This is a genomic window from Desulfovectis peckii (assembly GCF_055391705.1).
Genome location: NZ_AP042409.1, coordinates 529,972 through 550,396, shown reverse-complemented (window position 1 = coordinate 550,396; position 20,425 = coordinate 529,972). Strand labels below are relative to the sequence as shown.

The following is a 20,425-nucleotide window of genomic DNA, read 5'->3' as shown; positions in this document are numbered from 1 at the left end:
CATGGAACTTTTAGTATCCGAATACGGCTCCTTTCTGGGAAAAAAGAGCGAACGGCTGGTATTGAAACAAAACGGCAAAATAGTTAAGGAAATTCCTTTTCACAATCTGGAACAAGTGATTATTGATACCGCCGGTGCGTCTATGTCGACAGACTTTATTAAAGAATGTATGGAACACGGCATCCAAATAAGTTTCTTGACATCCAACGGCCGCCCCTATGCCAAACTGGTATCCCCGCACTTGAGCGGTACCGTGATAACCAGGCGTGAGCAACTGCTGGCTTATTACGACAGCCGAAGCTTGAAGTTAGTCAAATGTTTTATTGAAGGAAAGCTCAAAAATCAGGCTAACGTAATCAAATATTTTGCCAAGTACCGCAGAAAAAATGACTTGGATACCTTTAACAAGTTAAGGGAAGCCACCGTTCGCATTGAAAATGCCGTCGATGAGTTACACAGTGTTAAGACATCTAACATCGATGAAGTTAGAGAGCAGCTGTTATCCATAGAAGGACGGGCCGGTTTCGCGTACTGGGAAGCAGTTAAGCTGATTTTAGCTCCCAAGGTAGAATTTCCCGGCAGACAACACCAAGGCACTACTGATCCCATCAATGCCGCCTTAAATTACGGCTACGGTATCTTGACCCAACAAGTGGAAACAGCTTTATTGTTAGCCGGACTGGACATTTACGGAGGTTTTCTCCATGTTGATCGAGCTGGCAAAAAAAGCCTGGTTTATGACTTTATCGAAGAATTCCGGCAGGCAGTGGTAGATCGGGTAATAATTGCCGCCGTCAACAAAGGTTGGGAAATTATTATAGAAGACGGTCAACTACCCCTGGAAACCAGACGGCAACTAGCCAAATTGGTACTGGAACGACTGGATGCCCAAAATACTTTCCAGGGAAAGAAATATAAATTACGTACCATCATCCAAATGCAGGCCCGAAGGATTGCTACCTTTCTGCGGGGCGAGTCTAAATACAAACCTTTTATATGCAGGTGGTAGTTATGCGGACTTTGGTAATCTATGATATTGTTGAAGACCGGATCAGAAACAAAATACTAGACGCATGTAAAGATTATGGTCTTGAGCATATACAGTACAGTGCATTTTTGGGGGATTTAAACCATAATCGCCGGGAAGAGTTATGGCAAAGACTTCGTCGGCTGTTGGGAGAAAATCACGGCAAAATTCTTATGATACCGATATGTGATAAGGATTTTCGCTTAAGCAAAGATATCCATGTAGGGCCGGAGGGCATATTTGATGATTAATCTAAAGGTCAGCGATATCAAACAATTTTTATACTGCCCCCGCATTTTGTATTATTCTTATGTTTGCCCGATAGACAAGAAAACTACCTATAAAATGAATTACGGTAAAGAAGAACATATGGAATTGGAACGACTTGAAAAACGGCGTACTTTTCGTCGTTACCACTTGGAAAACGGTGAACGAATATTTCATACTCGGCTGTATTCGCCAAGACTTCGCTTGGAAGGTATGCTGGACATGCATATTGTTACTGACAGAGAGGCTATCCCAGTGGAGTTTAAATATTCCAGTCACCAACCGGCCCTCAATCACAAATATCAGTTAGTTGCCTACGCCATGTTGTTGGAAGATAACTACCAAAAACCCGTTCGCCGAGGGTTCCTGTACCTCATTCCCGGCAATCGAATTTATTCGATAGAGATCACCCCCAGTGCCCGGGAATTTGTGAAAGAATCACTGAGAAAAATCCGTCAGATGATCGCAACCGAAACCTTCCCCAGACCGCCTTATAGCAAAGGAAAATGTAAGGATTGTGAGTACCGCAATTATTGCCGTGATAGGAGGTAATTATGTATTTTCTCACCGATGAAGAAAAGAAAATGTTATTAAAAGGATTTTTACCTAAATCCAGAGAATTAGGAGTACATGAGGAGCTCAGAGGTTGGAATTGGCATACCCCGCCTCTTAGTCCGATATATGATATAAAGTTGGCCCTTTATGAAACAGCTAACTCTTATTGCCCTACCAATCGGGATTTGTATTTGAGACGAGTAACCGGATTAAAACCTGAACCTAATAAAGCCATGATCCAAGGGGCTGCTTTTCATGATGCCTTGGTACAAGTATTGGTAAGGGCCAAAAGGATAATCTATGAAAAAGGCGTTGCTAATTATCAGGAGATCTTAGATGAGATTTCCCAGCCTTTCGAGCCGGATTTAAGTTCCTATCAGAAAAGGCTCAATACAAGGGATTTTGAGGATCTAAAAGACAAAGCAAGTTTAATTACCGGCTTTGAAATAACCCGCATCAACAGCCGTATTCAGGAGATATTAGTAAAGCAACCATATATCGGAGAGGATTCTCTGGTTTCACTGGCAATTCCGGTAGTGGTGGAACAAAAGCTAGACGGCTCTTTCCTAGGTTTAAGCAGCAACCTTAGCGCCGACGCCTTTACTTTTAGCGAGCCGATGATCCTTGATTTGAAATTCGGCAAGCCGCAAAAATTTCACCGCTTGTCAACTACTGGTTACGCTCTGGTAATGGAAGCAGTATATGAATTCCCCGTGAATTTGGGCTGTATTGTCTATGCCGAGTTCAAAGACCGCCGGCTGATATTGAAAAAAGACATACATATTATTGATGACGAACTGCGCCAGTGGTTTATCGAGGAAAGAGACGAAAAAATGCGGATGATATATGAGGAGATAGATCCGGGTTTGGCAGACGAATGTTATAAAACTTGTCCTTGTTACACTGCTTGTCGAGGTGATTATGTTGTGGAATAAATTGGTATTTTCGAAAATGCCCTGGGTTTTTTAACAGAAAGGTTATTTTCGAAAAAACAGCGATTAGTAACGCTTAAGGCAGTTATTGTAGCCCTTGAAAATCAAGGGTTTGGCTCTTTGCACCGTATTGGGTTACATTCCATTCCCCGATGACAAGGGGACTGAAACATGACTTGAACCTTTCCACCTAAAGCCATACCCTTTGGTTACATTCCATTCCCCGATGACAAGGGGACTGAAACCGTTGGCTTCATGTGCGAGCAGCTGAGTGCGAAACCGGTTACATTCCATTCCCCGATGACAAGGGGACTGAAACTCCCGGACTGACCCATCTCCCTAGATGAAATCAATTCAGTTACATTCCATTCCCCGATGACAAGGGGACTGAAACTCTGCTCCGAGAGATTTATCACTGGAGTGGAATGAACAGTTACATTCCATTCCCCGATGACAAGGGGACTGAAACTTTTATATTAAATTCCCCTGGCCGTTTCTTTGTTTGGTTACATTCCATTCCCCGATGACAAGGGGACTGAAACTAAAATACATAAACCCTAAGTTTTCAAGCTTTTTGCAGTTACATTCCATTCCCCGATGACAAGGGGACTGAAACGGATAAGTAGTATCCTTAACCCATTTCTTATTTGGGAGTTACATTCCATTCCCCGATGACAAGGGGACTGAAACCTAACTCCGGATAATGATTTTGCTTTAGAAGCCCTTGTTACATTCCATTCCCCGATGACAAGGGGACTGAAACCATGAAAGTAAGTTTCCGGACAGCAGCCGAATGGTCGTTACATTCCATTCCCCGATGACAAGGGGACTGAAACAAATGCCGATGAATCATCGAACATACCTCTCGTACCAGTTACATTCCATTCCCCGATGACAAGGGGACTGAAACAGCGAAGCTTACCCACCCGCAACAGCGGAACAGGCTAGTTACATTCCATTCCCCGATGACAAGGGGACTGAAACAAACCTACCTGTGATTTTGTGACATTGTGAGGATTGTTACATTCCATTCCCCGATGACAAGGGGACTGAAACGTAGTGATGACCTCCAGCATACGGCGTATTAGAGTCGCAGTTACATTCCATTCCCCGATGACAAGGGGACTGAAACTCATCATATGCATCATTCCTCGATTTCACTATTGGGTTACATTCCATTCCCCGATGACAAGGGGACTGAAACTGCCAGCTTTCTTAAACAGGTCTAGTGCAATAGCTTGAGTTACATTCCATTCCCCGATGACAAGGGGACTGAAACGCTGCATTGCCATTACCCCTTAGTTTTATTACTCGTTCAGTTACATTCCATTCCCCGATGACAAGGGGACTGAAACCCTACAATTCCATGTAAGACTAAATCATTCAGCACTTAGTTACATTCCATTCCCCGATGACAAGGGGACTGAAACGTTATATAAATGTGAATGGGGAGATAAAACAGCAGGGTCAGTTACATTCCATTCCCCGATGACAAGGGGACTGAAACGCGTAACGGACAATCCAGTACCGATCAGGTTGCACAGTTACATTCCATTCCCCGATGACAAGGGGACTGAAACTGGGGCAAAGTATATGATGCTCCTGGGGAAGATAGGGAGGGTTACATTCCATTCCCCGATGACAAGGGGACTGAAACAACACTTCTCCACGTCTTAAGCCACAAAACATAGCTGTTACATTCCATTCCCCGATGACAAGGGGACTGAAACTTTATGCCATTGACAAGATGCACGGAATTAAAGTTGTGTTACATTCCATTCCCCGATGACAAGGGGACTGAAACAGATCTTCTCCTGATGCTGCAGCCAAAGCTAATACACGTTACATTCCATTCCCCGATGACAAGGGGACTGAAACAATAGCATGGGATAGGATTTTTAAGGCTGGAAAATCCTTGTTACATTCCATTCCCCGATGACAAGGGGACTGAAACGTAGTGATGACCTCCAGCATACGGCGTATTAGAGTCGCAGTTACATTCCATTCCCCGATGACAAGGGGACTGAAACGAAATCTCCACTTTTCCGGTCAGTATATCTTTTTTTAGTTACATTCCATTCCCCGATGACAAGGGGACTGAAACCAAACATTAGCAAGAGATTTCGCAAGGAGGTTTAATGTTACATTCCATTCCCCGATGACAAGGGAACTGAAACCCACGTTCGCCAGCGCATGCACATCGCCGCTTGCGTCGTTACATTCCATTCCCCGATGACAAGGGGACTGAAACTTTTCCCAAGTATACAAACCATACGAAGATACTCCCAGGTTACATTCCATTCCCCGATGACAAGGGGACTGAAACATGCAGAGCACCTAAAAAAGACAAACGAAACTGCATAGTTACATTCCATTCCCCGATGACAAGGGGACTGAAACAATCATAAACACAGCATAACCATCCCAAATCATACGGTTACATTCCATTCCCCGATGACAAGGGGACTGAAACCTTTCTCTGGAGACGCCTATGATAGCGATGTGGTTCGGGTTACATTCCATTCCCCGATGACAAGGGGACTGAAACATATTTTCCGCAACAGGCTCATCTTCCTGAACGAAAGTTACATTCCATTCCCCGATGACAAGGGGACTGAAACAGCTGGCGTGACGCCGACAGCCAACCGAACAATTGTACGTTACATTCCATTCCCCGATGACAAGGGGACTGAAACAGCGGATAGAGTTATTTCGTATCCTGCCGAGCGCTCTGTTACATTCCATTCCCCGATGACAAGGGGACTGAAACAAGGGCAAGACATAGATGTTTTTGGCGACAATGCTACGTTACATTCCATTCCCCGATGACAAGGGGACTGAAACAGCTGGCGTGACGCCGACAGCCAACCGAACAATTGTACGTTACATTCCATTCCCCGATGACAAGGGGACTGAAACATAATTTCAAGACTTTCTTCCAGGGACGTTTTCATTTCGTTACATTCCATTCCCCGATGACAAGGGGACTGAAACTGATATCCATGATGCGGTTGACGACTACTTCCGGAATCGGTTACATTCCATTCCCCGATGACAAGGGGACTGAAACAGCTGGCGTGACGCCGACAGCCAACCGAACAATTGTACGTTACATTCCATTCCCCGATGACAAGGGGACTGAAACATAATTTCAAGACTTTCTTCCAGGGACGTTTTCATTTCGTTACATTCCATTCCCCGATGACAAGGGGACTGAAACTGATATCCATGATGCGGTTGACGACTACTTCCGGAATCGGTTACATTCCATTCCCCGATGACAAGGGGACTGAAACGTGTAGTACAAATAATAAAAGACAGCTTTAAAAATGAAGCTGCCACAACCAAACCGTGAAAACATATGTAATCTTATTTCTTCTGCTGCTCTACTTCATCTGCCAACTTTTTTATCCCATTTTTCTGTCAGTTTATTTCCGTTGCAAAACAATCTGCCCTATAAGGGATATCAAGTTTTAAAAGGTTTTTGGCTACCACCAACTTACCTTCTTTTCTGCCAATCAATATGGTCTCTGCCCGCCCCATTTGTTATTCACTTAGCCCCCTGGAATAGTTGCCCTTCGTTCATCTATGCCTTAACATGGGCCGTAATACTACCACTGTTCAAATTTCGGATTGTCATTTATTTAATCCAAAACTCCAATACTTGTTCATCTCTACTGGCTATACCTAATCCCTCATTGTCAGGTATGATGCCGTTTACATAACTGAAATGGGAATATTTTTCTTGAGCAGCCATTGCCAAAGCCGCCACCATTACCTTGGTTCCACCGGTTATATCTACCACTACCTGATCAGGAGCAATATTTACCCCGTCCAACATACAGCTTGCTGTTTTAAAGCATAACATAAGATCGTTTGGGTTTGGGACACAAACCACTTCCACTTCGCCTTGGTAACCAACATCGCCAACAATTTCCCTTATCTGTCCGACGTTAAGTTGGCTGGCAAAAAAGATCACTTTTTCTGGTTGGTGGTAATTGAGTGTTGTCTTAATTGGTTCCGATAAGCTGCCTAAACTTGCTACCAGTATCTTATTGCTCATGCCGCTCCTCCTTGCCATGACAGTACTTTTAAATAAAAAAGAGAAATATTCTACCATAGGCATATTTACAAAACTTAGCTTCCGGGTGTATATATTTATATATATTCCGATTTTTTCCTGCCAAATTATGATAACATTTTGAAATTATTTGGATCTGACAGTACCGACATTAAGATAAACCGGCATAACTCGCCATACAAAAAGTGCCAGGCCCCTTTTAAAGGCGCCTGGCACTATAAGTAAATGGTAGAGGCCGGTATTAATTATTCGGAAAGGGTATGACAACTTTTACGCCCTTTACTTCTTGAACGGTGACGGGAATTTCGTAGATCTCGTTGATGTTTTCAGGTGTCATGACTTCAATTCCGCCGTAGCAGAATATGCGATTGTTTTTTAAGAGTAAAAATTTATCACAATAACGCAAGGCCAGGTTTAAGTCGTGAATAACTAAGAGCACACTTATTTGCTCCGTCCGGGCAATGTCTTGTATAATTTCCAGTACTTCATACTGGTTTTTCAAATCCAAATTGCTGGTAGGCTCATCTAACAGCAGCACCTGCGGTTGCTGAGCCAATGCCCGTGCCAGCATGACCTTTTGCAATTCTCCTCCGGAAATCTCATCAAGATAGCGCAGAGCAAAATCTTCAAGCTTCATGCGCTTGATAACTTTTTCCACAATCCGAATGTCCTCCTGGGTAGGTTCAAACTTAATATAGGGCTTTCGGCCCAATAAAACGCTATCAAATACCGTAAATCTTGCTCCCGCATTGTGCTGTGCCACGTAGGCCAAGCACTTGGCTACATCGTTCCGCTTAAGTTCCCGGGTGTTTTCGCCATTGACATAGACCACCCCCTGTTGGGGCTCCAAAATACGGTTGAGGCATTTGATTAAAGTGCTCTTACCCGCACCGTTGTTCCCCAAAATAGCGGTGCACTGCCCTTTACTGGCAGAAAAATCAATATCGGTCAAAATCGGTGTCTCATGTCTATAGGCAAAGGATAACTGCTGAACCCGGATCATTTTCTGCCGCCTACCCCCTTAAACACAAGATATAGAAACAAAGGTGCACCGAGAAAAGAAGTTATTGCCCCAATTGGCAGGACAATCGGAGCCACCGCCAGCCGGGCCACTGTATCGCTGGCCACCATCAATAGTGACCCCATTAATGCCGATGCCGGCAGTAAATACCGGTAGTCATTGCCGATAACCCGCCGCACCAGGTGCGGGGCAATCAGCCCGATAAAATTGACAATGCCGATAAAAGAAACAATAGTCGCTGCAGTTAAAGAGCCGATTAACATGCCCAGCAGACGAAAACCGGTTACATTGACCCCCAGCCCCTTGGCTGTTTCTTCACCGCCTTCCAAGGCGTTAAAATTCCAGCGGTTAAAGGCATAATAAATAAAGGCTGTTGCCACTATTAACGTCATAATAATTATTTCCTCCCAGCCGGTGCGGCCTAAATCACCGAATGTCCAGAATACCACTGCCGCTACCTTTACGTCTGCCGCAAAATACTGCATGAGTGCGGTAGCACCGGCAAACATGCTGCTGAGAGCCACACCCGCAAGGATCATAGATTCCGGTGTCACCCTTCTAAAGTAGGACAATCCCAGTACCGTTAAGGTAGATAACATAGAGCTGACAAAGGCACAGATACTGATTATATAAGGGTTGATAATAGTTATGCCGCCAAAGCTTTGATTTTGAATTCCCGCCCCCAAAACAATAATGGCAAAAGAAGCGCCAAAAGCCGCTCCCTGGGCAATACCTAAAGTAGAGGCGGAAGCCAGAGGGTTTTTCAAAAGACTTTGCATGGCACAGCCTACAGTGGCTAAACCGATTCCCGCCACAATGGCGGTAACAATTCTTGGCAAACGGTGGTTAAAAACGATAATCGTTGATTGTTTGCTTCCGTATCCCAACAGGGTTGCTACAACCTCCGGCAATGAAAGGCCGGCAGAACCGGCACTGAGCGCCCACAAAGCGGCCAGTGTCACTGCTACACCCATCAGCAAGATAAAGAGTTTTTTATAACGTATATACCTTCCATATGTTTTCGGGGGCTTCATGCAATTTTATTCTCCTATGGTGATTTTCTCAAATTTCATTCCATCCTGGGCCAGCTTGTCGTAGAAGGGCTGACCGAGCATGACAGTAAAAATTTCGTCTGCTTTTTCTACCGGATCTATATCAGCAAACCTTTCCGGATAAATCACTTTACCGGCGTAATAAGCATTGGCAATGGCAAGCTCTAAATTGGTCCAATTGTAATTATAAGGTAACTGAGTGTATACTTGTCCGTTTTGTACCGCTTTTAGGTTCTGATAAAAGGCTTTGTTTTTCGCATACTGCTCGTTAACCAGATTCATATTGGCCGGATTAAGAAAGATGATATCCGGATCCCATACCGTTACCTTTTCCAGGTCCACAATAAATGCCCCGGTTTTGCCCGTTTCATCCGCCACATTCTTGGCGTGAATGGCGGTAAAAGGCGGGTAATTGGCATAGGTGCCTTCAAATCCACGGGCACCGCGGAAACTCACGGCGCCGGTATAAACGGTAGGCTTTTCCTCATCAGGGATGTCTCTTGTGCGGCGATCTAAATCTGCCTGGCATTCTTTAATATAGTCAATTACTTGGGCGCATCTTTCCTCCGTACCCATCACTTCTCCAACCAATTCCAACGCCGCATAAAAGCTTTCATCAAACATCCCTTGCGGATAGATACCAACAGTAGGAATACCGGTCTTGTCGGCCACGTTTTTAATGGTATTTTCATCGGTTAAGCCAATGATCACGTCCGGTGCAAGAGTCACCAATTCTTCAATATAGGGGGTGTCATTAAAGCCACCGCTGCCAACAGAGGGAAGGGTAGCAAAATGTTCGGCATTGACCACAGAATAGGGCATTGCTGAAACATTTTGTTTATCCATATCCGTTACCCCAACCAACTTATCCGCACAGCCGGCATAGGTCAGGATGCGGGCGGCTCCGCCAATGGCGGCAACGGTCTCAACTTTTTCCGGTATTGCTACCTGCCTGCCAAATGCATCCGTAACAATGCGGGATTCACCGGAAGTAGCCGCAGGTGCCGAAACATTAGAGGCACATCCGCTCAAACCCAACGCTACGATTAGAATTGCTGCCAATAACTTTCCGGTTTTCATTTTCATTTCCTCCCCTTCATTACCAACCCATGTTTATTCTCAAAGCAGCCGGTATATACCTTTTTGTCTTTGCCGCTTTATAAATGCATCTGAAACTTTTGCGTTTTAACAATAAAAAAACCACAAAAGTCGCTGTCTTTATGCCAGCATCCTTTCATGGTTGTTCTTGTCTTATATGTATGTTATGAATCACATCTAACCGTTCGCACCTTTATGATCCGTATTTTAACAACCCTAACTTATCACATGATTATGCCTATGTCAACAAGTGGGCTGTCCTTGCCGGTAGAAGGTTTCCAGAGTTTTGTTCGCCGGATTGCCAAAGGTGGGTATTCTTAGCTTACCTTTGCCAGACCGGCCAAAAGAACCGTCCCCGTGGCTGGTATTTATTCTATCAAGCCATACTTGACTTTGATCCGGTCCAGCTTTTCCAGCATGGGGCGGGAGCAGAACCAAAGAAAGAATACCGTGGCCGCAGCATGAACCAGGTCAAAAGGAATGCCCCGGATATAAGCTAAATAAAACATTTCGATTGTGGGTTTAGCCTGGAACATCAACACCATTGCCGGGTTCATGATTCCGCCGTAAATAAAAAAGGTGCTCAAGCCGCCAAAGATACACAGGGCAATGGTGTTGCGCCGCAAGAATCCTTTTTTAAACAGTACACCGGCCAAAAAACCGATGACGCCATAAGCGAACATCTGCCAGGGCGTCCAGGGCCCCTGACCGAAGAACATATTGGATACAAAACCGCTGACAGCGCCCACTAAAAATCCCGCTTCTCCGCCAAAGGCAAGGCCGGCGATAATGACGATAGCTACCACCGGTTTAAACTGGGGCAGCATGAAAAAAGCAATGCGCCCCGCCACAGCAATGGCGCAAAGTACCGCAATAATAATTAATTCCCGCGCCCGGGGCCGGCGCCCTTCAAACACCATGACAAAGGGCAGCATGGTTTCTAATATAATAAGCATGCTGATAAAATAATACTTTCTGTCGCCCAGGCAGTAAATACCGACATAGATGGTCAGCGGGATGATAATCAGGATCATCGCCGTAGCGACCAAAGTGCGCTTAGAAAGCTTTTGTTTTTCCACCGCCGTTTGCTCATTGACAATACAAAATTTTTTTGGACGCAGCAGGGTAAATAACAGGGCCAGCTCCGCCACCGGCACAACAATCATCAGGGCATGGGGCCAAAAATCGGCAGAGTTGCCGGCAATTACAGCCGGCAAGTCGCCCACAAGCAAGAGTGCTGACAAATCACCTACACTGCCGGCGGCAAAATAAACTGTGGCCACAAAGGCCAGCCCTACCAGCAAGGCGCCAATTTTACGCCAAAGAGGAATTTGTTTATCCTTATCATCAAAAGCTGACAGCATGGGCTTATCTTTCGGCGCTTCATCGGCTTGTTTATCTATAAAAGCCCCAAAGGTCATGGCCCAGTCTTCAAAAGCTTTGATTTCAAAGGCTGTAGCCTTGCCGCCACAGGCGACAATGATATCCTCCGCCGTCACCGCACTTGGCAGCTTGTGCCGGGCCATGCGGTTGGCAGCGGTGGTGTAAAAGCTGTTGCTGGAAAAAAAGCGGCGCGGAGTATCCCAGCTGACTATATTGCCGTCAAAAAACAAGGCACAGCGATGGGCATATTGGGCACAGAACTCGATGTCATGGCTTACCATGAGGACGGTGACACCCTTTTGTAAAAGCCGATGAAGAATCCTGCCAAATATCTGTTTAAATTCCGCATCCATCCCTTTGGTGGGTTCGTCCAAAAGCAAAATTTTGGGTTCCAACAGCAGTACCTTTGCCAGCGCCGCCCGTTGCTGTTCACCGCCGGACAGGTCGTAGGGATGCATGGACAGCAAATTTTCAATCCGGCACAGCTTGGCAATTTGCTGTAGCTGCCGCTCCTTTTCCTTTTTAGACTGCTTTTCCTCCGCAAGCATTTCTAAAAGATCCTCTTGCACCGTATTTTTCACAAAAAGGGCCTGGGGATTTTGCGGCAGCACGCCCAGCATGCGGTTAAAAAGCTGCCCCCCTCCTATCTTTTGCAGTTCTTGCCCGTTTATTTTCACCCTTCCCCGGTAATGCTTGTTGATACCGCAAATTAACGACAGCGCCGTGGTTTTTCCGCTGCCGTTGCCGCCCAAAATGGCATAAAATTCACCGGCATATATTTTCATGGAAAGCCCCTTCAGCACATCCGGCCCTTCCCTTTCATAGCGGAACCACACATCATTAAGCTCAATAACAGGCTTAGCGCCTGGCTTATATATCGGGGCATCCGCCGCCGGCACTGCACCCAGCGGCTGTTTTTCTGCGAAGGCATCCAGCCATATACGCCCCTCTCTTACGGTGACAGGGCAAGGCAGATCATTTTCCACCCCGGCATAAACGCGCATGGGCACCGGCATGGCCAAAAACATGCGGTGATGCAGCTCTTTCAATTGCCTGCCCACTGCCTCCGGCCTACCGTCGCAAATTAACCGCCCTTCATCCATCACCAGCACCCGGTCTGACAGGGGGAATACCTCCTCCAGCCGATGCTCGGTTATGATGACGGTAACACCCAGCTCCCGGTTTATTCTGCCTACGGTTGACAAAAATTCCGTTGCCGCGATGGGGTCTAACTGACTGGTTGGTTCATCCAGAATGAGTACTGACGGCTGCATGGCCATGATTGAGGCCAGATTTAACAGTTGTTTCTGTCCGCCGGATAACTCATTGACATTTTTGTAAAACCAGCTTTGGATCCCGAAAAACGAAGCCATCTCCGCCACCCTCCGGCGGATGGCCGGTGTATCGAGCCCCAAGCTTTCCAGCCCAAAGGCCAGCTCGTGCCATACTTTGTCGGTAACGAGCTGATGGTCCGGCGATTGCATCACAAATCCAATCCGAGCACTTTGAGTACGCCGGTCAATCTCCGATAAGGGTTTCCCCTCGAATAAAATCTCCCCCCTTCGCTGCCCATGGGGAGAGAGTACGGTTTTAAGCTGGCGCAGCAAGGTGCTTTTTCCGCAGCCGGAGGGGCCGCAAAGGGTTACAAACTGCCCTCGCTGAATGGAAAAGGACAGATTATCCAATACCTTTTTATCGCTTTGAGGATAGGAAAATGTTAAATTTTTGATTGTAAAGATTTCCATTTCCAATCCTCCTTTACGTTGATTACAACCGGCATCAGACAGAGGGCCAAATAACATAAAAACAGGCTGACGGAGTAAGGCGTAAGCCCCACGCCTTTCATGGTAGGAAAGTAGCGCCAGTAAAGACCGCCCATAAAAGCCCCGGTTAAAATATAGCCGCCGCAAAAAAGCAAAAACAGCATGGCATTTTTATCCCGCCGGTCAAAACGATAGATAGAAAAGGCTGTGCGCCCCGGCAATCCATAGCCGCGGCTTTTCATAGAATCTGCCGTATCCACGGTGTTTTCCAAGGCCCAAGTCACCATAATGGAAAGTATCCGCAAGGCATGTTTTGCCCGCTTTATAGGGCTGCCGTTAGATATATCCCGTCCCAAGCACTTTTGTGCATTTGAAACCGCCTTAAGCTGGGCCTTAAAGCGGGGCACAAAGCGCAGGGTCATGGACAGAATGAGCGACAGGGCAGGAATGACCCGCCCAAAGAGATAGATAAACTTATCTGAAGTCATCACCGCGTTATAGCAAGAAAACCAGCAGATTACGGTAATGAGCATCACTGCCGCCGCAATTCCGTAGGTAAGGGACTCCAGTGTTACGGGATTGCCGTTTCTAAGATAGGCAAGAATGGTAGCCCCTTCATGGTTGAAGGCCGGATTAATAAAGGCGGTAACCAGCAGCATCGGCAGCATGTATTTCACATTAAGGCAGAAAGCTTTTTTACCGTTCAGATAAACCGAATAGCAAAAAGCGCCCAGCAACGATATTCCCAGGCAAAGCGGATGCATAAAAAACATTGAAAACAGCAACACCATGGTAAAATATAGAAAGTTTACAGCCGGATGGTAGCTAGAAAATGTGTCCCTCATCAATTGCCTCCGTTAGCATAATATGCGCCCACATCTCGGCCCAGATCACAGCTGTATACCCACTCCACCAGATCACCGGGCTTTAGCTGATAGCGTGAAGGGCCGTAATTGGGAAACCGGCCGTTGACTTTATACTTCCAGCCGGAAAGCTCGCCTGCGTCAAATTCATAGAGGTTGTTAATGGCAAGGACATAGGCACTGTTATACACGGGCATAAAGCGAGATTCCATATGAATTTTGTTTTTCTTCATCTCACGCTGCAGTAGGTTGAATACCGATTCTCCCTCATAAAAGGTTACTTCTGTGGCCGGGAAAATAACCCCGTCCTTTGGCACCAGCTCCCTCTTTTCCGGAGCAAGAAGCTCCATGTTATCCAGAAGGGTGTCGCAACGCACCGACAGGATGCAGGTATAGGCCTTATCCTTGACTACGGCCTCCTGGGGTTCTGCCGGCAGGGGCTTGCCCATCGGTACCGGAGCGGTGAGATATTCGTCCTTACCTGTTTTGGCGTCAACATCCGTGTCCTGTTTCTTAGCATCCGCCCCTTTAATTTCGCCTTCGGCTTGTTCTGCCGGTAAGGGGGTGGGGGGTTTTGCCTTTTCTGTTTCGGCAGGCTTTACCTGTGAGCTGTCCGGCATTGCCGTGCCGGCAGGGGAGAATATATCCCCGCCGGCATAGTTTCCGCCCCAAAGATATGCGGCAGCAAGGAGGCAAAGAATAAGCGCCGCCGCAATGATTTTGCCTTTATGCCGCTTCATATGCTATCCCATCCTTTATAAAAGCTTTGCCGCTTCTAGCATTCTAAACAGCATTTCGGCCACTTCATAACGCTTGATGGCTGCCTTTGGCCGGATAGCAACATCCTCCTGGGAGAGAATGCCCTCTTGATAACAGAAAGCCAGAGAAGAGCGCGCCCACTGGGAGGAAGCGGTGTAATCTGTAAATTGAGCCAGGACATTTCGCAGCTCACTGTCGGTCAGGAAAATTTCCATACCGGCAAGCTTTGCCGCTCTGGCAACCATCACCGCCGCTTCTTCACGGGTGACAGTTCCGTGCGGATTAAAAGTTGTGGGGGTGGTGCCGGCTACAATACCATAGCTGTAGGCCGAGCCAACCGCCCCTGCGTACCAGCTGTTTGCCGGAACGTCGGCAAAAACATCGGTTGTTTTCTCCCTAAGCCCCAACCCCTTAACAATAATGGCGGCAAACTCTGCCCGGGTCATGGTAGCGTTGGGTGCAAAGCTTTTTTCGGTCTTGCCGCCGATGATGCCCCGTGCCGCCAGGGCTTCAATGGATGAGCGGGCAACATGATTGCTGATATCAGCAAAAGTCTTGCCGGGATACCTCAAGGCCATGGCTTTAACATCGGCATGTTTGCCGGGTAAACCTACAGCGCTATTCCCCCGGGAAGGAGCTTGGGTTTGTACCCTGTCGGTCATACGGTACAGGCTGCTTTTACCTTGCTGGGCGCGCTCTACGGCAACCAGCGCGTAAAATGCCTGTTCAGTGGCCATCAGATCATTGCCACCGCCGGCGATGTGACGGAAGCCCTGCCCCTTGTCATAGTAGCTTAAGAGATTATCTACCAGTGTGTTGCCGTTTTTAACAAAGCGGGGATCCGCCAAAGGAATTCCCAGTTCCGTCAGAGCGACAATGACTTGGGCAACACTTTCCAGGTTATTCTCGTTTCGGCTTGCATAGCCGCCTTCACTGTTTTGCAGTCTTGACAAACAGGCAAGGGCTTTTTCCGTTGCCGCTCTCACGTCCGCCCGTTCCTGATATTTGGCCAGAGCTTGCAGCGCCATGGCAGTAATGTCCGGGTCTGCCTGGCTATCTCCGCCTAAGAGGGAGAAGCCGCCGTCAGGAAGCTGACGGCGCAAAATTTCATCTACATACATCCCGCGGCTGGCTTGCACGGCCGCATTAGGGTTTTTCGGTACGGCGTAATTGCCGCAGTCCAGGGCAAGCAGGGCATATATAGGGCCGTTGATGCCCTGCCAGACGGTTTTTTCAAAGTCACCCAGGGGCATTGTCAGGTCATACCCGGCCACATTGGTGGGATCATAACCGGCCGCGGTAAGGGCAAGGACGGCCCGGGAATAATCGGTATATTTTTTTTCGTGCAGCACACCGTTATTTGCTTTGAGGTAAGCCTCTACCCTTCGGTAATAGTCTTCATAAAAACCCTTCGGCACATTGTAGCCGGAACGGGCCAGGCCGATGACGGCCCATTCGCCGCCCACGGAATCTACCTGCGGGCTTTTAACCGTTCGATAAATATATGCCGCCGTATCTTTTATTACAGCGCTTATCTGATTATCGGCAGCCCAGGCCGTGATTTGCCCGGCAAATATTAAAACCAAGGCCAGCAGCAGCGCTGCGCTCTTTATCCCTATTTTCACCTACTTTAACCCCCTAATTTTGGCATTTATCAAGGAAAACACTCCCCCGAAAAAAAGGTGGTAAGTTAATTCCAGTAGCCTGTTCCCGCCCGCATAGGCAATACAGGGCCTAAAATTCCCGACAGACAAATCGTTGCAGCATTGCCGCCACTTCCGCCCGGGTGGCGGTGCCGCCCGGTACCAGTGTGGTTGCGGTACGTCCGGTAATCAGTCCTTTGGCATTGGCCCAGCTCATTGCTCTCAAAGCCCAACTGCTGATTGCTGCCCCATCGGTATAATTGCTCAAACTTGCCGTAGCGGTAAGGTCATATCCCTTAAAGCAAGCGTAGTTGTATAAGATAGCCGCTATCTGCTCGCGGGTAATGGGATCGTCGGGTCCGAACAATCCCTTTCCGTAGCCCTTTACAATGTGGTTGGCATTTGCCCAAATGACCGCATCGGTGTACCATTCATCGTTTTTTACATCGGTAAAGCTGTTTGTATCCGTTGCCTCAGGCGAACCCTCCAGCCGATGCAGCACGGTTACCAGCATGGCCCGGGTCATGGGCTCATGGGGGCTGAAAGTGCTTTCACCGGTGCCGGCGAGTAGTCCATATTCTACTGCATATTTCACCGCTTCATAAAACCAGTCGCTTTCCTTCACATCGATGAACTTAAGAACAAAATCGCCTTTTTCTTCCCCTTTTGCTTCTCCAGCTATACCAACCAAATAGCATGACAGCTGCGAAGTTTTAAAGGTAGCAAGACCGGTCTTTTCATCATAGGTACACTCTATCGGCTGCCGCTCTCCGGCATCATTTAAGTACCACACCTTGACGTCATCGGCCCTTTCCCCTTCCCGTAAGCTATAGGGCAGGGAAAGGGTGATGTTTTCGCCGCCAAAGTTGCTGATGGGCCGGCTGCCACTTTCAACGGTAATGTCATATGCAAGATTATCCCCTATTATTTGGCGCAGTTGGTCAGTTAGTTGGGAAGTATCCACCGACTTCAGACTGACTGTCAGCTTGTCTCCTTTTCCCTGTTTTGCAAGATAGCCCAGTACGGCATTAGAAAGATCTAAATTACCCACTGGGGTTTCTATTTTCAAGCCGTATCCTTTCCGTGAGGCTATAGAAGCTACAGAACTCTTTGGCAATTCAACCGTTACCTTGCTCACCGCATCTAGGGTTTCCACTTTAATGGAAATGTAAGAATAGCCATCCTTATCAGCTGATTTTAATGCCTCATTTAGTTGCTCGTCAGTTATAGATACCGTTCCCGTGCTGTTCGTTACTTTTATTTCCCCGCCTGTTATATCAGTAGCCAGGCTGCCGGGTGGCGGCCCCCATTTGCTGTTATCTTCGCCCAAGTCTTCCCCAAGATTCGTGGTATAGCGCCACTCTACGACATCTCCGTCTTTGAGAAGGTATTGGCTGGCACCGTAACCGGGGGATTTTCCGTTAACATAATACATCCAGCCGCTCCATGGGCCATGGTCGAATTCCCCGTCCCCGTCTATGGACTGTACATGTACGGTATTATAGGCTGCGTGCCATTTATATTCATAGCTTATATTCCGGGCATCAAGCTCTCTTTTTAAAACGGCCCAAGGGGTATCTCCCGGTTCAAGTTCCACTTGGGTGGGCGGTATAACGTAACCCTTGTTGATTGTCATTTTGTCCACCGAGAGCGTGATATACTTTTTGGGTTGAGGTGTTACGTCGCCACCGTTGCCGGGAGTTTGTTCAACTGCAACTAAACAGTAGGGCCTGGTTATAATTCTTACACCGGATTCATTTTTCTTTTCCGCAGTTACATGGTAGGTTCCCGGTTCACTGAAAGTAAGGGTTACTTTGCCCGCAGAGTCGGTTTTTACTATTTCGCCGTTCACTTTATAAACTTGACCATTAACAAGTATGGCAGCATCTGAAACCGGGCCGGCAACGATCTCGCCTGTCAGCGCATCATAAGCAGAACCTGTTAAAGTAAGTTGTAACTCCTGGCCGGGCTGAATTGCTGTTTTTTCTGTATCAAACCAAGAATATGTGTATTCCGCGAAATCCTCTACGAAGAACATGACAATGGTATCGCCTTCGTCAATGGCCTGTTCGGCAACACCCTTCTCAACCCAATGGTTATTGACACAGTACAACCAGCCGGCGGGATAATCGGCAACCAATCCGTCTATGGCAGAAATGAGAATAAAATTTTCTCCGTAGTTAACTATCTTTATGCCCTCTCCGTCTTTACAGTCAATTCCCTCATTTTCCAATGCCTTTATAATGACGTGCAGGGGCTTGGGTTCCGTAAAATCAGTTTCAACCCCATATTCACTTAAGTCTAAATCAGCAATTGAGACTGAAACTTCTCTTAACGGCACAATTGTCCGATCATTGCCTTCTATCCGCACATTGAAGGTATATACGGCATCTTTTAATACCAGGTTTTCAATGGCCCGGTTTATGGCCTTTACTTTGGCAGCTATTTCTTCCGGGCTTGTCTCAGGCAGTGCCAGGGCCGCTAATAGTGCCGCATAGCTTTCTTCTGTATATTTTGCCGGATTTATTGCATATGCCCGTTCTTTTGCCGCTTCTAAAGCGGTTTTATCAGGCTCATTATCCCCATCCTGCTCATGATCCGGATCTATGCCGCCCAATTTATACCAGGTTGACTGCTCATTAACAATGTCAGCCAAGGCAACTACAGCCTGCTTGGTGGCCCATGGATTGCCTTCAGAATCATCATGCTGCCATTTAAAAGAACCCTCTTCTATTTGATAGCTTAACAACGCGTCAATGGGGGTCTTTCCGTTCTTGCCCCAAGGGCCGTCTGCCGAAGATATATCCTCACCGATGGCAATTAGGCCTTGAATGGCACAGGCAATGCTGATACAGTTTTCGGCATCCCAACCTGTTCCGCCAAAACCGCCACTGTCTTGCTGCATGCTTTTCAGGTACTGCTTTGCCTTGTTTATGGCTACGGCATGGGTGTCTTTCGATTTAGACAGCGCTATCAACGCCCAGCCGGTGTAATCAATCTGGCTATATGGCCCAAAGCTGCCATCATTGTTCTGCTGACTTAATAAATAGTCAACTGCTTTGCTTCTAGTCTCTTCGTCCCATGCACCTACGTCTACTCCCAGCTCTGTGCCCACATCCAAAGCGATGATTGCAAATATGTGTTTTCCTAAGTCCCCAAAGCTGCCGTTATCTTGGTTTTGCCGGCTTGCCAGTTCGGCAAAGAGGTTTCTTTCGGTTTCAAAGGCCTTTGCCGGATTTTCACCGGTAGCCAGTAAGCTAAAGATATAATGGATATGGTCGTATCCCAGGTCTTGTGTTTTCCACTGGTAACTAGGCCACGGCGGAGCTGACAGGTCTTCTCCCGCCCCCCATAGGCCGACGAAGGTTTCCCAGTCCCCTGACGGGTTCATTGGCGGATGCTCTAAATAGTGGCTTACCAGTTTGGCCAAGGCATCTTCAGGCCATGTAACGGCCTCATTTATTTCAAAGTTTTCCTCCTCCTGGTTTATGGCCTGTACATTGGCATCTGTTTCTAGCCGGCCTACCCATTTATCTTCGGCCTCCGCATCGGTTCCGTAAACGCTTACTACTACACTACCTTTGTCGGTGTTTGCATCCGATATGGTTTTTTGTAATGTACTTTTATCTGCTTGCATTGTTGCTTCATCAGCTTCAGTGAAAGCAGTGTTTTCTTCAATAACACCCAGCTGTCCTAACGGTTGATTAGCTGCTTCTTCCGCCCATGCAGTAAATGGGCAGGAGATTGACAAAATCATCATTAAGGCCAGAAAAAGGGCTGCATATTTTTTCCAAAGCTTACTTGTCATTCGATCTTCCTCCCCCATAAAACAGTTTGCTTGCATAACCCCCAGGATACAGAAAACCCACGGCAGTGTGATATAGACCTATACTTTCTAAAAGGGGCAAAAGAGTAGCGTTCTGTGGTTTTTGGGTTGTTTGTTTTTACCTTGTTTCTTTTAAAGCAAACAAAAAACGGCTA

13 protein-coding genes and 1 CRISPR repeat array are annotated in these 20,425 nt (G+C 47.1%); of the genes, 4 read left to right on the top strand and 9 right to left on the bottom strand.

Features of this window, described 5'->3' with window-relative positions:
• Position 1: 1 nt before the first annotated feature.
• From cas1 to cas4a, 4 genes are read left to right on the top strand one after another with little or no spacing between them, the layout of a single operon-like run.
• Positions 2–1,009: a CRISPR-associated endonuclease Cas1 gene (gene cas1, locus ACZ5NG_RS02740; protein ID WP_464252467.1), complete on the top strand. Its 1,008-nt coding sequence runs from the start codon at positions 2–4 to the stop codon at positions 1,007–1,009.
• A 2-nt stretch (positions 1,010–1,011) separates the two neighbouring features.
• Positions 1,012–1,278 carry a CRISPR-associated endonuclease Cas2 gene (gene cas2 / locus ACZ5NG_RS02735; protein WP_464252466.1) on the top strand — a complete coding sequence of 89 codons (267 nt, stop codon included), beginning with the start codon at positions 1,012–1,014 and terminating at the stop codon, positions 1,276–1,278.
• Positions 1,271–1,846, top strand: coding sequence for a CRISPR-associated protein Cas4 (gene cas4 / locus ACZ5NG_RS02730; RefSeq protein WP_464252465.1), 576 nt, complete (start codon positions 1,271–1,273; stop codon positions 1,844–1,846). The genes cas2 and cas4 overlap by 8 nt, the downstream gene beginning before the upstream one ends.
• A 2-nt stretch (positions 1,847–1,848) precedes the next feature.
• Positions 1,849–2,784: a type I-A CRISPR-associated protein Cas4/Csa1 gene (gene cas4a / locus ACZ5NG_RS02725; RefSeq protein ID WP_464252464.1), complete on the top strand. Its 936-nt coding sequence runs from the start codon at positions 1,849–1,851 to the stop codon at positions 2,782–2,784.
• A 131-nt stretch (positions 2,785–2,915) separates the two neighbouring features.
• Positions 2,916–6,077: a CRISPR direct-repeat array (repeat unit 37 nt; unit sequence GTTACATTCCATTCCCCGATGACAAGGGGACTGAAAC).
• A 344-nt stretch (positions 6,078–6,421) separates the two neighbouring features.
• Here cas4a and ACZ5NG_RS02720 read toward each other — a convergent pair.
• The 9 genes from ACZ5NG_RS02720 to ACZ5NG_RS02680 all read right to left on the bottom strand — a co-directional run bounded on the left by ACZ5NG_RS02720 (position 6,422) and on the right by ACZ5NG_RS02680 (position 20,252).
• Entirely contained in the window at positions 6,422–6,844 is a 423-nt protein-coding gene (locus ACZ5NG_RS02720; RefSeq protein ID WP_464252463.1) for a hypothetical protein, read from the bottom strand.
• A gap of 259 nt (positions 6,845–7,103) precedes the next feature.
• Positions 7,104–7,865 (bottom strand): ABC transporter ATP-binding protein, encoded by a 762-nt coding sequence (locus ACZ5NG_RS02715; RefSeq protein ID WP_464252462.1) that lies wholly within the window; start codon positions 7,863–7,865, stop codon positions 7,104–7,106.
• On the bottom strand, positions 7,862–8,917 hold the full coding sequence (locus tag ACZ5NG_RS02710) for a FecCD family ABC transporter permease (protein ID WP_464252461.1): 1,056 nt from the start codon (positions 8,915–8,917) through the stop codon (positions 7,862–7,864). Before ACZ5NG_RS02710 ends, ACZ5NG_RS02715 begins: the two co-directional genes overlap by 4 nt.
• 6 nt (positions 8,918–8,923) lie before the next feature.
• Positions 8,924–10,015 carry an iron ABC transporter substrate-binding protein gene (locus ACZ5NG_RS02705; protein WP_464252460.1) on the bottom strand — a complete coding sequence of 364 codons (1,092 nt, stop codon included), beginning with the start codon at positions 10,013–10,015 and terminating at the stop codon, positions 8,924–8,926.
• Between the two features lie 386 nt (positions 10,016–10,401).
• Positions 10,402–13,161 carry an ATP-binding cassette domain-containing protein gene (locus ACZ5NG_RS02700; RefSeq protein ID WP_464252459.1) on the bottom strand — a complete coding sequence of 920 codons (2,760 nt, stop codon included), beginning with the start codon at positions 13,159–13,161 and terminating at the stop codon, positions 10,402–10,404.
• Positions 13,134–14,024 carry an energy-coupling factor transporter transmembrane component T gene (locus ACZ5NG_RS02695; RefSeq protein WP_464252458.1) on the bottom strand — a complete coding sequence of 297 codons (891 nt, stop codon included), beginning with the start codon at positions 14,022–14,024 and terminating at the stop codon, positions 13,134–13,136. Before ACZ5NG_RS02695 ends, ACZ5NG_RS02700 begins: the two co-directional genes overlap by 28 nt.
• A complete protein-coding gene (locus tag ACZ5NG_RS02690; protein WP_464252457.1) occupies positions 14,024–14,782 on the bottom strand; it encodes a DUF4430 domain-containing protein in 759 nt (252 codons plus the stop codon). Before ACZ5NG_RS02690 ends, ACZ5NG_RS02695 begins: the two co-directional genes overlap by 1 nt.
• Before the next feature lie 15 nt (positions 14,783–14,797).
• A complete protein-coding gene (locus ACZ5NG_RS02685) occupies positions 14,798–16,426 on the bottom strand; it encodes an S-layer homology domain-containing protein (RefSeq protein WP_464252456.1) in 1,629 nt (542 codons plus the stop codon).
• Between the two features lie 109 nt (positions 16,427–16,535).
• Positions 16,536–20,252 carry an S-layer homology domain-containing protein gene (locus ACZ5NG_RS02680; RefSeq protein WP_464252455.1) on the bottom strand — a complete coding sequence of 1,239 codons (3,717 nt, stop codon included), beginning with the start codon at positions 20,250–20,252 and terminating at the stop codon, positions 16,536–16,538.
• Between the last annotated feature and the right edge of the window lie 173 nt (positions 20,253–20,425).